Origin of the sequence: Streptomyces sp. NBC_00988, from assembly GCF_045162645.1 — a bacterium.
Classification (GTDB): Bacteria; Actinomycetota; Actinomycetes; order Streptomycetales; family Streptomycetaceae; genus Streptomyces.
This window is the reverse complement of sequence record NZ_CP108730.1, coordinates 12,153,587-12,166,871: the sequence shown is the minus strand read 5'-3', so window position 1 is coordinate 12,166,871 and position 13,285 is coordinate 12,153,587. Positions and strand designations below refer to the sequence as shown.

Genomic DNA, 13,285 nt, shown 5'->3' with positions numbered 1-13,285 from the left:
TCTCGTGCAGCGGCCCGAAGTGACTATGCATTTGTGGCGAGGGCCCCAGCAGGCTTCTACGGCAGGGCTACCCACGTGTAGAGGGAAGCTCCGAGCGCAACGACGATGCTGACGAATGCCAACCATCGCCCCGAGTCGAAACCCAGGAAGGTCGGCGTCGGAGCATGACCAGCTTGCTCACGTTGCTGGAGCCGCATCGACTCCATGGCTAGCGCATCGGCAAGTCGGCCCTGGAGGTCGGCAACGGCTTCGGCAGCTAGCCCCGCGGAGGTCCGCAGTTTCGAGGCCTCCAAGTCTGTCGCCGCGACGCTGACCGCAGCCAGCACCCCGATAGAGCCGGCAAGACCGTACAACCTCGCCTGGACGACAACCCCGTACGCAGTGCCCAGAATGGCCAGCCACAGGATGAGGATCTGAAGTAGTAGGACGGCACGGCCACGTCGGTTCTCGTACCAACGCCATGCATGATCCAACGCGATGGCCAGCGTTTCCCGCTCCCCCTCGGTCACCACCACACCATCGCAGAGGGAGCGGTCGTAGTCCAGACTGGATCAGTGGCCCTCTGCAGGCCCGCTGACCTGCAGTGTCTCAGATTCATGACCGGTGGCAGCCTCCGCCAGGCGGTGGGCGGCGGGACGCTCCACACGTGCCCACAGCAGCCGGACTGGCTCCAAGATCACCCGCACATTCTCCGGCGGCAGGAGTATCGCCAGAGCCCAACAGAAAAACACTCCGGGCCCCGGAGAATCAGTCGTGACATCCCCGGGGCCCAATGCACGGAGCGGCATGGTTCAGGACGGACGCTGGAATCCAGAGCGCCATCCGACGGACAGTCCCCAGTGGACTCCAGGGCTGGCCGTAACCGTGATTTTGACCTGTTGCTTGCTGCTGCCCAAGCCGATTTCGTTGTAGGTCGTCGAGGGTGTGGCGGCGCAGGGGATGGTGTAGGTGGCCAGTTTCCCGATGGCTATGGTCGTTTTCCCCTCGCCGGTGCATTCGGTCGCCACGGCAACCGTCCCCGCCTTGATGTTCCCGATCACGGCCACCTCTTCCGATCCTGTCCTGTTCGCCAGACGGATGAGGGCCTTGGCCGAACCGGAGATGTCGGGCGGAGTCTTCGTCAGATCAATGACGGAAGAACGAGGGGAAGGCGATGCTGAGGCGGTCGGGGTTTTGCGCGGTGAGCTCTGACCGTTGTGCGCTGTGCAGCCCGCGATGAGGGGAACGCTCGCCGCGAAGGCGATCGTCACTGCCGCACGGACCTTGGTCAGCTTATCCATGTGTACCAGCCGACGGTGTAAGGCGTGTACGAGACGATTGTCGAAGGCTTGGAGCTCTCGCAGTTGCTGTACACGTAGTAGCTGGTGCCGGTGACACGTCGTCGCCAAACGCCGTACTTGGCGTTGAGGGTCTTGTGCGCCGGGATGGCGGAGGTTACCGAGTTGCCCAGTTTCGCGGTCAGTGATGCTGACAGGTTGACGCCGAAGGTGGCTTCCTGGCGCGAGACGAGCTCGCTGAGCGTGACCTTCAGCGACCCGCTGAAGCTGATGCCGACGGTCCCTGACGCCTCGGCCGAGAACGTGGTGCTCTCCTTGCTGCTGGTGCCGTTGTAGTTGGACTGAGGGGCGCCGATGGCGCGGATGTATCTGCCTCCGAGGTGAGTGGGCCGGTAGACGCCGCCCGAGTCGCAGAACCGACCGGCAGGTGCATTGCCGTTAGGCGTGTCCGTGGGGGCCGCCGGCTCGGATGTGACGGCCGCGGGGTCCGTAGGCGCGTCGGTGAGGTCCGTCTCCGCGGGATCGACCGGCGGTAGCGTCGTCAGCGTGCCGTCGTCGTCGTTGCCGTCGATGGAGAACCATCCTTGGAGGTCGACGATGAGCTGGATGGTGCCACCGCTGGCGTTGTAGATGCTCACCGCGCCCTGGTCACCGGGCTGGGCAATCACCAGGTCGGTGGTCGAGGTGTTCGCCTGGAAGTTGTCCACCGACGTCGTCGACGGCATCGGCTGCCCGGTCGGCCACACGCGAAGATAGCCGGAGTTCTGCTGTCCGGTCGTGGTCAGGTTGAGTACGGCCGCGCCGAAGGAGGTGGGGATACCGTCATTGCCCGCCACGGTCACGCTGACGCTGCTGTCGGCCGGGATGGCGGTGGTGGTGCGGGTGTCGAGCAGGCGGTCCTGGGTGGCGGTGAAGACCCCGTCACCGGAAGTTGCCTGGGTGAAGTAGCCGTAGACGTCGAGGACCACGTCGACCGACTGGGTGGACGACCCGTTCTTCAGGGTGATCTGGCCATTTGCGCCTACGGGGATCACCGCGCCCTGCGACGTGGTGACGCTCTTGTAGTCGACGACCGGCTGCCCGGCCGATCCTCCGGTGGCGTACGCGTACAGGGTCCCGGCACTGCCGGGAGAGGGGACGGTGATGTTGGCGTAGACCGACCCCTCGTCGGTGATGCCGTCCTTACCGTCGATCTGGACGTTCAGCGTGCCACCGGGTGCGATCTTCGCCTGTGTGGCGCCGGTGCCGTCACGGGTGTCGACGAGTCGTGACTGCGTGACCGGAACGTACCCGCCCGGGGAGGCGGTGCCGCCGTCGGAGGTGAAATAGCCATTGACGCTCACGACGAGGTCGACGGTGCCGCTGGAGTTGTAGGCGTCGATCTTCCCGTCCGAACCGACTGCCACGATGGCCGAGTTGCTTGCGTCCGCGCTGCTGGAGAAGTTGATGACGGACGCCGGGTTGGGCCTGGTGGTGCCGTCGGGCCACAGCTCCAGGTAACTGCCGGACGAGGTGGCGTTGGCCGCGGTGATGTCCAGCGACACGGCCGACACACCGGAACTGGGGATGCCACCCTGCCCCAGTACCTGGAAGGCGGCGGTCGAAGCCGCACCGAGCGCGCTGCCGACGCCGAGCGCCGAGCGCGTGTCAACGATTTTGGCAGAGGGCGAGATAGCGGAGAAGTTCCCGCTCGTAGTGGTGGCACCTGCCTGGGCGATGCTGGTCAGGCCGAAGCCGGCAAGGACCGTGAAGAAGACGACGGCCAGGGACAGACGTCTGTGTCTTGTGCGTCTCGCTTGCAACATATGTGAACCCCCCTATATTTCATGGAATTCGCTCCCCGATGGGAGGCATGTCCATGCCGGAGGATCGTAAAGATCACTTACTTAAACAAACAACGATCTTTGACTAAAGGACACATAAAGAAGAGGAGGGCTGATGGGCGCTGACCTGCACGAATCCATCGCCCGATCGTCCCTGGCGCCCCGTCAATAATCAGCGCAGCACCAGCAGTTCGCCACGTACGCCCTCATTTATCGAGGAGAACCACCGACGCCTTTCTGAGGCCACCGCCCTACCGCTGAAGTCCAAACTCGGAGGGACCGCGATCGGCACCGGCGTCAACGGCCACCCTCCTACGCCGTGCTCGGGTGGCGCCGGCCTCACAGCGGTGCTGGGCACAGACTGCCTCCATCGGGGCCAGCGCATGGTCAGGCTCGGGGAACACATGTCGGCTGAGTTCCCGCATCGCACGGGTCTGCCGTTCGAACCGCCTCCGTGATGTCCAGGATGTCCAGGTCCGCCAACCAAAGTGGGGCGGCGCCCCAGCGACGGCTCTCCGGTGACACCGCTGCCGAGCACACCGCGCAGAACACGTGAATCGCAGCATCGAAGCCCTGGCCACAGCCACCCGCCGACGCCGGGAACAAACCGAGTCCGCCGTTGAGAAGGCACTGAAGGCAGCCCGCAAGACACGCACCCCGGTGAGCGTGACCTCCATCGCCAGGGCGGCCGGAGTGTCCACCGACTTCATCTACCGACATCCCGTCCTACGCCCGCAGGTCGAGGCGCTCCGCCGGGCACGACGCGATGCCGTCCCGGGCGACGCAGCTCACGCCCCCGACGCTGAGGCTGCCGCCAGTACGCTGGTTCGCCGCCTCACTCAGCAGCTGGCCGCCGATCGCCGCAAACACCGTGAAAAAGTTGCCAACTGCAGGCCGCTCTCGCTGCGGCACACGGCCAACTGTTCGCCCTGCGACGGCACTTGCAGGGGTGAGGCGGCCGCCCTGCGGGCCATTTCAACCGTCAGTAGCCTCCCAGGAATGACGACGCTACAAGATCTCGCCGCTCGCCTGGACCGAGTCGAGGCCGAACTCGCACTGCACCGGCTGGCCCACGACTACTGCGTGAGTGCCGACCACCGCGACCCAGTCCGCTGGAAGGCAATTTGGACAGCGGACGCCGTGTGGGAGACCAGCTCGGACCAGATATTCACGGGGAACGAAGCCATCCGCGCGGCGGTCGAGCAGCAGTGGCAGGCATTCCCGATCATGCAGCATGCCAGTGCCAACCACACGGTGGAAATCGACGGCGCTGCCGCGACCGGACGATCGGACGTCGTGGTCCTGGCCCAACTCCCCGACCACCGCTGGATTGCCGGTGGAGGTACCTACGAGGACGAGTACCGGTGCGAGGGAGGGATCTGGCGCATAGCGCGGCGCCGGGTAGTACGTCCTTTCGACCTTGCGCCTTTGGCGCCGAGCGATGGACCCGTCTACGTCGACGAACCAGTCCCGGCCAATCCTGGCGATGCTGATGAGCTGTACCAGTCTGGGGGCCGAACTTGCCGTCTTCCAGAAGGTGCGGGTTGAGGTAGTTGTTCACGAAGAACTGCACGCAGCGGACCGACACTCCTGGGCCGGGGTAGCCATAGCCGACGTCGGGGATTCCGGGGTCCGCGTGAGCCGTCGTCGTCCCGAGCCCGATGGTGACGGCTGCGGCCAGAGCCACCGTGGCGCGACGGAGTATGCGGATGTGCCTCATCGAACCTCATCACGTGTGGATGTGAGCGCGGGCGGTCAACCGGCTTCGGTGATCTCGGGGTGGAGCGGTCCAGTCGCGGGGGCGCGCCACCAAGACGGCCACGACCCCGGCCGGGCCGGGCGGCTGAGCCCGCGCCATGCACGAGGCCGCCCAGCCGACTGTCGGCTGGGCGGCCTCTCAGTTTTCCTGACGGGCGGGTCAGCGGATCGGCAGCTCGGTGGTGTGTTCCTCGCGGACGGCCTGCAGGGAGCGGGGGTCGAGACCGAGCAGGCTCAGGATCGTCGGTGCGATCTGCTTGGTCTGTACGCTCGCGGAGTCGCGTACGCCGTCGGGAACGGAGGCTCCGGAGACGACGAGGGGTACGGCGAGGTCGTCGGAGTGGCCGCCGCCGTGCTCGGCGATCTTCTTGGTGCCGCCGGTGTAGACGACGCCGTACTGCGCGACTCCGAAGAGGTCCGGGACGCGGGCGTCGCCGGCCTTGACGTGGAAGTAGTCGGCGGCGGCCTTGCCGGCGTAGACCTTGCTGAGTCCGCTGTGGGTGTAGGTCGTGGGCTTGGCGTTGATGTCGGTGCCGGTGCCGTTCTGCGCGAGCAGGTACTTCTTCGCGAAGGCGGTGGCGGCCGCGGAGCGGTCGGAGAGCCAGAGCAGCATGGCGTCGTCGTCCACCGCGTGTGTCACCAGGTCGGCGGCGCCGGGGTGGAGTTTCTTCCAGGCGGCGTTGAGGCCGTCGAGCAGCGGGCCGTCGGCGACGCGGGTGAGCGCGGCGGGGTCGGTGGGCGACTGGCCGTGTTTGGCGGAGAGGATGACGGTGGTGCTGCCGGAGAGATGCCGCTTGCGGATCTCGGCGGTCAGGGCGCCGATCTCCGTGTTGACGAAGTCCAGGTTCTTCACCAGCAGCGGGCCCGGGACGTTCTTGGCGGTGTAGCCGCCGGTGAGGCCGTCCGAGGTGGGCAGCTTCTGCGCGGTGGAGACCGACTGGAAGTTGAGGCCGAAGATCGCCGGGGTGCCGACCTTGTGGGTGCGGCTGTGGTCGTAGCCGTCGATCTCGTTGAGGACGGCCTTCACCTTGTAGCCGTCGTACTGCTCGGTGGCCTTGTTGTCCGTGGTCCAGTCGTTGCCGGCGGCGTAGCCGAGGGCGTCGCTGTTGATCTCCGGGGTGAACAGGTCCTGGACGCCGGTGCCCGAGGGGCCGTTGAGGATCTCGTAGGCGGCGTGCTTGTCCGACCATGCGGTGCGCAGACCCGCCTGGCGAGCCACCTCGAAGATCGTGTTCACCTTGAGGTAGGAGTGCGGGTACACCGGCTTGCAGGTCTTCGGGTCGACGGGGAGTTTCGACGGGTTGATCAGGCTCGCCGGGTGGCCGGTCATCGACAGGATGCTGCCCGGCAGGCCCGCGAGGCCCTGGCCAGCGTCGATGGAGGTCTTGTCGGTGTCGAGATCCTCGGTGAGGTCCACCTCGACTCCGGGCTTGACGCCCTTGCAGTTGGTGGTGCCGGCCGGTAGGAGCGCGGCGTTGTAGGTGTCGTCGTAGTAGATGCCCGTGGTGCCGGGGCTGCCGCCGGTCGCCTGGGCGACCATGCCGGGGAAGGAGTCGGACGGCGTGGTGGTGTTGGCATGAGTGAACTCCACGCCGTCGCCGACCAGTTGGGCCAGCGCGGACTTCGGGTGCCTGGCGATGTACCAGGCCAGGTCCGACTGGTGCAGTCCGTCGACGGAGACCAGCAGGACGTGTCTGGCGTCCGTCCGGTGGTGGGAGGCTGCGAACGCGGAGGGCTGGGCGGCAGTCACCCCGGTCAGCACTCCGGTGGCGGCGAGGACGGCTGCGGACCTGACGTAACGTCTGGACATTGGTCTCTCCCGGGTGTTCGGGGCGGGCTGCGGGTGCCGGGCTCATCAGAGGCCCGCCTTGTGTACCGGAAACGGCCCATGCGTGAACACGCCCGGAAGGAGCGGTCGGGTCTTCACCAAGCAGGCCTGGTTTTCCCCAAGAAGGAGAGACACCCGCGGACCGGGCGGGCTGACACTCCCGAACGCCATCACGCACCGACACGGCGAGAGACCCTGGGCAGCTCCGTCCGAGGGTGCAGGCGTCACGCGGACGGATATCACAAGGTGCTCCGCGATCGTGTCGCGCGCCTGGAGGACGCGGCACGTCCTGAACATCGGACCACTTTCTTATGACCCTCTCACCTCATCTGGACGAACTTGGAGCACCCACCCAACCTCCTACATGCTGTAGTAGCTGAGTATGGAGAAGGTGGATATGGCCGCTCATACCGTCGACACCGAGGTGCGGCGGCGTTACAAACGCCCGCCCACCGCCGGCCGGCCGCGGGCTTCCGACGACGCGGAAAACCCCCAGCAGTGGCACCGGGGCATGACGCTGATCGGCACGATCAGCCTGTTCATCGGCACCCGCTCGGCCTGGACCCAGGGGATGCTCTCCGATCCGCCCGTCGCCGCGGTCGTCTCCGTCTGTTACGCCGGGATCCTCGCGTGCGGGGTACTCGCATTCGCCGTACGGAGTCGGCGGGCCCTGGTCGGGGTGGACGCCGGAGTTCTCGTCCTCGCGGTGGCCCTGGTGGTCTGCGGCTACTGGCTGAACCACATCGGCACCGACGAGGGCGTACTGACCGCACAGGCCGCGAACCAGATCGCGCACGGCCGCCCCGTCTACGGACAGCCCTGGCCCTGGCTGTTCGGTACGTCCAATTCCGGCCTGACCAAGACGATGTCCGGCTCGGCGGACTACACCTACGGCTATCCACCGCTGACCGCCCTGCTCGCCGCACCGGTCCACGCCATCCTGCACACTCCGGCAGCCGCCACCCTGGTCACCACAGGCACGCTGATCGCCGGAGCGGTCACGCTGTGGCTGCTGCTGCCCGCCCCCTGGCGCTCGGCGGCCACCGCCGTGTGCCTCGGCTTCGGCATCCTCCCCGGCTATGCCCGCTCCGGCTACCCGGCGATCGTCGCCCTGGCCCTGCTGATCCCGGTGACGGTCTACTGGCCGGCCACCGGAGCGGGCGAACGCTTGGGACGGAGCGGGGTGCTGCGGGCCGTGTGCCTGGGGGCCGCCTGCGCCGCTCAGCAACTGGCCTGGTTCTTCGCCCCGTTCCTGCTGATCGGCCTGTACGCGGTACGGCGCGGCGAACTCGGGGCCCGTCCCGCGGCGGCCGTGCTGGCCCGTTTCGCCGGAGTCGCCGCACTGACGTGGGCGGGCATCAACGCCTACTTCGCCGCGCAGGGCTTCTCCGCCTGGCTGCACGGACTGCTGCTGCCCCTCACCCAGAAGGCGATCCTGCACGGCCAGGGCCTGATGGGCATCTCCTACTACTTCACCGACGGCAGCAGCCGCCTCGACTACTACTCCTACGCCAGCGAGCTGCTCCTCGTCGGCCTGCTCGCCGCGACCCTGCTGTTCGCCCGGCGCCTGGGAACGGCGCTGACCGTCCTGCCCTGGCTGTCCTTCTACCTCGCCACCCGCTCCCAGGACGGCTACTTCCTGATGATGACCCCGCTGTGGCTGGCCGCCGCCGCGGCGGTCCCCTCCTCGGCCCTGGCCCATGCCTGGCAGCCGCGTATCCCCCGCCTCACCGGCCGCCCCGCGAAGGCCGCCGCGGCGATGGCGCTGGTGACCCCGGCACTGCTGTGCGCCTGTATCGCCGCAGCCAGCCCGCCGCCCCTGCGTATGGCACTTACGGCTCACCTCACGGGCCGGTCCCACGCCGCTGTCACCTCCGTCACGGTGCGGGCGGCGAACATCACCGGCACCGCCCTCACCCCGCACTTCGCCAGCCGCGTCGGCCAGGGCGCCTCCAACTGGTGGACCATCACCTCGGGCCCCGCCGCCCTCGCCCCGCACAGCACTGCCGTGTATGTCGTACGACCGGTCGGCGGCCACCGCGCACTGCCCGGCGTGCATCAGCGCATGTACCTCATCGCCGTCACCGCAAAACCCATGACGATCAGCACCGCACGCATCGAGGTCACCAAGTAGGCCCTGAATCGGTGAGGGGCAGCCGAGCGGGGAACTCGGCGCCTGCCGGGGAAGCAGCGATCCACAGACGACTGCCGTGGGGGGACCGTGCGCACGATCGGCCCGCATTAAGGGTCGAAGACACGATCACTGCCACTGGGTACGAAGGCCACGGCCCACCCGCCGGGCTGGACGTCCTTCGCACCACTCACGTCACCCGGCCGATGGCGACCTCCGGCCGGGTGACGTTCTTTCGCGTGACGGCCAGGCGCATCGGACTCGCACATCCGAACCGGTCGGTCCGTCCGCCGAGTGCCTCAGTCGCGCGCGCCGGGCCGCGGAGGCGACGACAGAGACAAGGCGGGGCGCCGACGCTCCTGGACATGGGCGTACCCCATCAAGCCGATCAGGACTGTCAGGAGTACGGCCGACGAACCCGGCGTACCCAGGTCAAGGCCGCCCTTGGCGACCGGCTTGGTGAGGAAGTCGCCGGCGGTGGCGCCGAGCGGACGGGTCAGCACGAAGGCGATCCAGAACAGCAGCACGTTCGGCACCGCGGGCACCTTCATCAGGGCCAGCAGCACCAGCAGCAGGCCGGTCACGAGGGCGGCCCCGCCGGCGTATCCGAGGCCCGAGCTGTCGGACAGGAAGTCGCCCATGGAGGTGCCGAGGGTGTTGGAGACGAGGATCGCCGACCAGAACAGCGCCTCCCCGCGGAAACTGACGATGTCCCGGATGACGAACGTCATCCCGGTCAGCTTCCACACGGCGAAGATGACAACCAGGATCGAGATCAGGAACGCCGCGCCCGTCGGGTAGCCGAGGCCGAGACCCTGCGGTCCCCAGCCCAGCGAAGTGGCGCCGTTCGAGAGGTACTTGGTGCTGGCGTCGCGGTTCATGAAGTCGGACATCGTGGTGCCGGCCATGCTGGTCGACAGGATGACCGTCCAGTAGAAGAACGGGTTGTAGCGCCTGGAGCGCAACTGCACCACGAGGGTCACCACGAAGACCAGGAACAGTGCGATCGTGGTGAGGAAGTAGCCGAGCTTCAGGGTCTGGGCGAAGAGGTCGCCGGCCGTCTCTCCCAGGGTCGTCGCCGCGATCTTCATGATCCAGAAGGCGAGGGTGACCTCGGGCAGTTTCTTCATCACCGACTTGGCGGTGGCCACGGTCCGCTGGTGCGCAGGGGCGACGTCGGTGTCGGTGAGGGCTTCCGGAATCTCCAAGGTGTCGGACACTCCTGTTCTGTGGGGGGGGCGTGGAAGGGCGCCCGTTCCCGTGAGGGAAACAGGCGCCCTGTTAACGCATGGTCCGGCCGCGGAAGACGGCTGTGGTATCCGACTCTGTCGATCAATTCCTGAACGCTTCCTGAACGCCTCCGCGCTGTTCAGGCCGCCTGTCCCGCGACGGGCTCGCGGTCGATGACGTCCCTGCGGGTCACCGTCAGGAACACCACCATGCCGAGGATGACCGCCAGGAAGAGGACGCTCGTGACGACGGTGCCGAGTCCAAGGCCGCCGTCGCCGGTCGGCTGGGAGAGGTAGTCGCCGATCGAGGCACCCAACGGGCGGGTGAGGATGTAGGCGATCCAGAAGCTCCACACCGCGTCCAGGCCGAGGGTGAAGTGGGCGATGCCCACGGCGGCGATGGCGAGGGCGAACAGGACCGCGGACAGCCAGTAGCCGAGGTTCATGCGCTCGGAGACCAGGTCTCCGGCCGCGGTACCGAGGGCGAAGGTGAACAGCACGGCCAGCCAGTAGAAGGCCTCACGGCTGGTGGTGTCGATGCTGTGGATCGACAGGGTCCGCTCCCGCCGGTACCAGACGACGAACACGACGGCGAGGATGATCCCGAACACCGTGGTGGTGGTCTCCAGCGGGACGCCCATGTTGTCGGTGAGGTTGTCGCTGATCAGGGTGCCGACCACGCTGATCAGGGCGACGGCGAGCCAGTAGACGCCCGCGCGGTAGGCGGTCGTACGGAACTGGACGACCAGGACGACCGCGAGCAGCGCGCTCATCAGCACCGACACGCCGGTCAGGCCGAGCCCGGCCTTCTCGTTGAGCAGGTCCGCCGCGGTCTCGCCGACCGTCGTGCACAGGACCTTGATGATCCAGAAGTAGACGGTGATCTCGGGGACTTTGTTCAGGCGGAGGTGGTGTGCGTGCCGGGTAGGACCGTTGGCGTCCCGTTCGGCTTCCGGTGTGTCGGACAGTTCGTAGGTCATGAGACCCGACCGTGCCAGTGGATACCTGAACGCATCCTGACTGCCCGTGCTGATCACCTGCCCCACACGTACCGTCCGAGAAGGATGCCCCCACGTACATCCACCTGTGCCACCGGCGCATATCGGCGTCCCGTCCCGCCCCTGCCCTCGTGACGGAAGAAGGCCGCCGTGAACCCTGCGCCGTCGGCCCGACCGCGCCGTCCTCGTCTCCTGCGCCGCCGCTCTACTCCTGCCGGGTGTCGGCCCGTGGTTGCGCCGACCGCACGCCGTGCCGTTGGGCGGACCGGCCCACCTGACAGTGCCCACCACCTCGCTCCTGCTGTCCCTGGTGCTGTTCTCGGCCGGGATCCAGGTACCGGTCCGTGCGCTCGGCCGCGTGCTGCGACGCCCCAAGGCCATGCTGGCCCAACTCGCCCTGCATCTGGCGATTCCGCTGCTCGTCGTTCCGTTCGGCGCCTTCCTGCTGCGCGGCACGCCCGACTCCGGCGGCGGTAGTGGACTGCTCACCGCGATGATCCTGATCGTGGCCATGCCCGTGGCCGCCAGCGCCACCGTATGGACCAGCAGGGGCGAGGGGGACCAGTCCGACCATGGTCGGACTGGTCCCCCGCCTCCACCCTGCTCAGCCCCCTCACCACACCACTCCTGCTGGCGACCCTGGCACCGCTGCTCAGCGGCGGCTACGCACAGACACTCGGCGGTACGAGCGGCTCCGCCCACACCGGACTCACCCTCACCACCGTCGTCCTGCCCTGCGCCGCTACGGCACCGCCCTCGCGGCCACCCGACCCCTCACGGCAACACCCGCGTGAACGGCGGCGGGCAGGTGGACACCGACGACCTGCCCGCCGTATCGGGAGAAGCTCAAGTCCCACAGCGTGAAGTGCGCGGCACGAGAAAGAGCGCGCCGATCGGTCGCCGGGCCGAACCGGTCATGGGCCCTCTTCGCCCTGGGCTATCTCCACCTGGTGGTGAAAGGCGACGACGCCGGTTGTTCCGGCGACGACGGACAGGACCGTGCAGGCCACGAGGAGGAACGCGGTCCAGCGCGTGGGGCGCGAGCGCCCCTCGGAGGATTCGAGGAGTGCGGTGACGCGCTGCGGAACCGGGCCGGTCGTCGCCGCAGGCGCGAAGTCCGGGCGGGCGGATCGCGCGGTGTGGCTGGCCAGAGCGGCGCGGGCGATGGCCGTGGCGATCAGGCGCCGGTCGCCGATGGCGCCGGCCGCGGCCTCGTCGGCGTCCCTCTCGGCGGCGAGCCGAAGGGTGTCGCGGACGGCGCGCAGCGCGGGGTGACAGTGGGCGGAGAGTTCGGCGGCGGCCAGGAAGTAGTGGTGACCGGCCCGGTTATGGGCGCGTTCATGGGCGAAGAGGGCTTCGCGCTCGTCAGGTCCCAGGCTGCGCAGCATCGCGGTGGTGACGACGATCCGGTGGGGCCGTCCGGGCAAGGCGTACGCGTCCGGATGTGGCGAATCGACGACGCACAGGTCGCCGGCGGCAGGGCGGCGGTCGGCCTGTGTTCGGGCGGTACGGAAGGCGCGAGTCTGGAGGAAGGCCGAGCGCACGAGGGTCCAGGCGCCGAGGGTGAGCGCTCCGGTGGCCGCCGCGGCGGCGGGGAGGACGAGGTAGTCCGAGGGGGTGCGCAGGGGGTGAACGAGTTCGCCGAGGGCGGCGAAAGCGGGGAACTTCAGCAGTCCCGTCAGAACCAGGGCCCCGAGAGCTGCGACGCAGGCCCCGGCCAGCGCCAGGGCCGAGGCGGTAAGAACCCACAGCGCGGTGGCGGGGGCCAGGCGGTCGAAGGTTCGGCGGGCCAGTATCGGCGCGAGGAAGGGCAGGACCAACGGTACGAGCAGCAGAGCTGTCATCGCTCGTCACCCTCCAGAAGCCGGCGCAGGAACTCCTCGTCGCCGGGGTTGAGCTGGGCGACGAAACGGGCCAGGACCGTCTCCCGGTCGGCGTCCCGGTCGAGAACGGTGTGCATGCGCCGGGCGGTGAGACCGGGAGCGTCCTGCACGGGAGAGTAGGCGTATCCCCGGCCCTGCCGTTCACGGCTGACGACGTCCTTCTCATGCAGCCGGGTCAATATCGTCGTCACCGTCGTGCGGGCCAGTCCGAAGCCGAGCCCGGTCTGCACCCGCCCCGGCGTGAGCGGGACACCGGCGGTCAACAGCACAGCCATGACGGCGGCTTCGAGCTCACCGGCCGGCCGCCTCTCGTCGGTCATGGGGAACGTCCTCACTCCGCCAACGTCTGCCGTTCAAC

Annotated in this window: 10 protein-coding genes and 1 pseudogene; 3 read left to right on the top strand and 8 right to left on the bottom strand. The window is 68.0% G+C overall.

The annotated features are described in order from the left end of the window. Nucleotides 1–56: 56 nt before the first annotated feature. The 3 genes from OG496_RS54645 to OG496_RS54635 all read right to left on the bottom strand — a co-directional run bounded on the left by OG496_RS54645 (nucleotide 57) and on the right by OG496_RS54635 (nucleotide 3,082). A complete protein-coding gene (locus OG496_RS54645) occupies nucleotides 57–509 on the bottom strand; it encodes a hypothetical protein (RefSeq protein ID WP_405976424.1) in 453 nt (150 codons plus the stop codon). Nucleotides 510–791: 282 nt separating this feature from the next. Then, nucleotides 792–1,280, bottom strand: coding sequence for a hypothetical protein (locus OG496_RS54640; protein WP_405976423.1), 489 nt, complete (start codon nucleotides 1,278–1,280; stop codon nucleotides 792–794). Then, nucleotides 1,268–3,082 (bottom strand): hypothetical protein, encoded by a 1,815-nt coding sequence (locus OG496_RS54635; RefSeq protein ID WP_405976422.1) that lies wholly within the window; start codon nucleotides 3,080–3,082, stop codon nucleotides 1,268–1,270. Before OG496_RS54635 ends, OG496_RS54640 begins: the two co-directional genes overlap by 13 nt. Before the next feature lie 570 nt (nucleotides 3,083–3,652). Here OG496_RS54635 and OG496_RS54630 point away from each other — a divergent pair. Beyond that, the gene (locus tag OG496_RS54630; RefSeq protein WP_405976421.1) at nucleotides 3,653–4,648 is read left to right on the top strand and encodes a nuclear transport factor 2 family protein; all 996 of its coding nucleotides are present in this window, start codon (nucleotides 3,653–3,655) and stop codon (nucleotides 4,646–4,648) included. 370 nt (nucleotides 4,649–5,018) lie between these two features. On the opposite strand, the gene OG496_RS54625 is transcribed toward OG496_RS54630, so the two are convergent. After that, nucleotides 5,019–6,668: an alkaline phosphatase family protein gene (locus tag OG496_RS54625; protein ID WP_405976420.1), complete on the bottom strand. Its 1,650-nt coding sequence runs from the start codon at nucleotides 6,666–6,668 to the stop codon at nucleotides 5,019–5,021. 415 nt (nucleotides 6,669–7,083) lie between these two features. On the opposite strand from OG496_RS54625, the gene OG496_RS54620 reads away from it, so the two are divergent. Then, nucleotides 7,084–8,820, top strand: coding sequence for a hypothetical protein (locus OG496_RS54620; RefSeq protein ID WP_405976419.1), 1,737 nt, complete (start codon nucleotides 7,084–7,086; stop codon nucleotides 8,818–8,820). 296 nt (nucleotides 8,821–9,116) lie between these two features. On the opposite strand, the gene OG496_RS54615 is transcribed toward OG496_RS54620, so the two are convergent. Together OG496_RS54615 and OG496_RS54610 are read right to left on the bottom strand one after the other, a co-directional pair. Further along, nucleotides 9,117–10,025, bottom strand: a complete 909-nt coding sequence (locus OG496_RS54615) for a hypothetical protein (RefSeq protein ID WP_405976418.1) — start codon at nucleotides 10,023–10,025, stop codon at nucleotides 9,117–9,119. Nucleotides 10,026–10,186: 161 nt separating this feature from the next. Next, on the bottom strand, nucleotides 10,187–11,026 hold the full coding sequence (locus OG496_RS54610) for a hypothetical protein (RefSeq protein ID WP_405976417.1): 840 nt from the start codon (nucleotides 11,024–11,026) through the stop codon (nucleotides 10,187–10,189). 268 nt (nucleotides 11,027–11,294) lie between these two features. Here OG496_RS54610 and OG496_RS54605 point away from each other — a divergent pair. Next, nucleotides 11,295–11,549 (top strand): annotated as a pseudogene (locus tag OG496_RS54605) (sodium-dependent transporter); the annotation flags it as partial. Nucleotides 11,550–11,958: 409 nt separating this feature from the next. On the opposite strand, the gene OG496_RS54600 reads toward OG496_RS54605, so the two are convergent. Together OG496_RS54600 and OG496_RS54595 are read right to left on the bottom strand one after the other, a co-directional pair. Further along, nucleotides 11,959–12,888, bottom strand: coding sequence for a M48 family metalloprotease (locus tag OG496_RS54600; RefSeq protein ID WP_405976416.1), 930 nt, complete (start codon nucleotides 12,886–12,888; stop codon nucleotides 11,959–11,961). Then, on the bottom strand, nucleotides 12,885–13,247 hold the full coding sequence (locus OG496_RS54595; RefSeq protein ID WP_405976415.1) for a BlaI/MecI/CopY family transcriptional regulator: 363 nt from the start codon (nucleotides 13,245–13,247) through the stop codon (nucleotides 12,885–12,887). Before OG496_RS54595 ends, OG496_RS54600 begins: the two co-directional genes overlap by 4 nt. Nucleotides 13,248–13,285 lie beyond the last annotated feature (38 nt).

What these genes read in the sequence shown, in the direction of transcription:
- OG496_RS54625 (WP_405976420.1), bottom strand. Translation starts at nt 6,668, where the DNA reads ATGTCCAGACGTTACGTCAGGTCCGCAGCCGTCCTCGCCGCCACCGGA.
- OG496_RS54610 (WP_405976417.1), bottom strand. Translation starts at nt 11,026, where the DNA reads ATGACCTACGAACTGTCCGACACACCGGAAGCCGAACGGGACGCCAAC.
- OG496_RS54635 (WP_405976422.1), bottom strand. Translation starts at nt 3,082, where the DNA reads ATGTTGCAAGCGAGACGCACAAGACACAGACGTCTGTCCCTGGCCGTC.
- OG496_RS54595 (WP_405976415.1), bottom strand. Translation starts at nt 13,247, where the DNA reads ATGACCGACGAGAGGCGGCCGGCCGGTGAGCTCGAAGCCGCCGTCATG.
- OG496_RS54640 (WP_405976423.1), bottom strand. Translation starts at nt 1,280, where the DNA reads ATGGATAAGCTGACCAAGGTCCGTGCGGCAGTGACGATCGCCTTCGCG.
- OG496_RS54600 (WP_405976416.1), bottom strand. Translation starts at nt 12,888, where the DNA reads ATGACAGCTCTGCTGCTCGTACCGTTGGTCCTGCCCTTCCTCGCGCCG.
- OG496_RS54620 (WP_405976419.1), top strand. Translation starts at nt 7,084, where the DNA reads ATGGCCGCTCATACCGTCGACACCGAGGTGCGGCGGCGTTACAAACGC.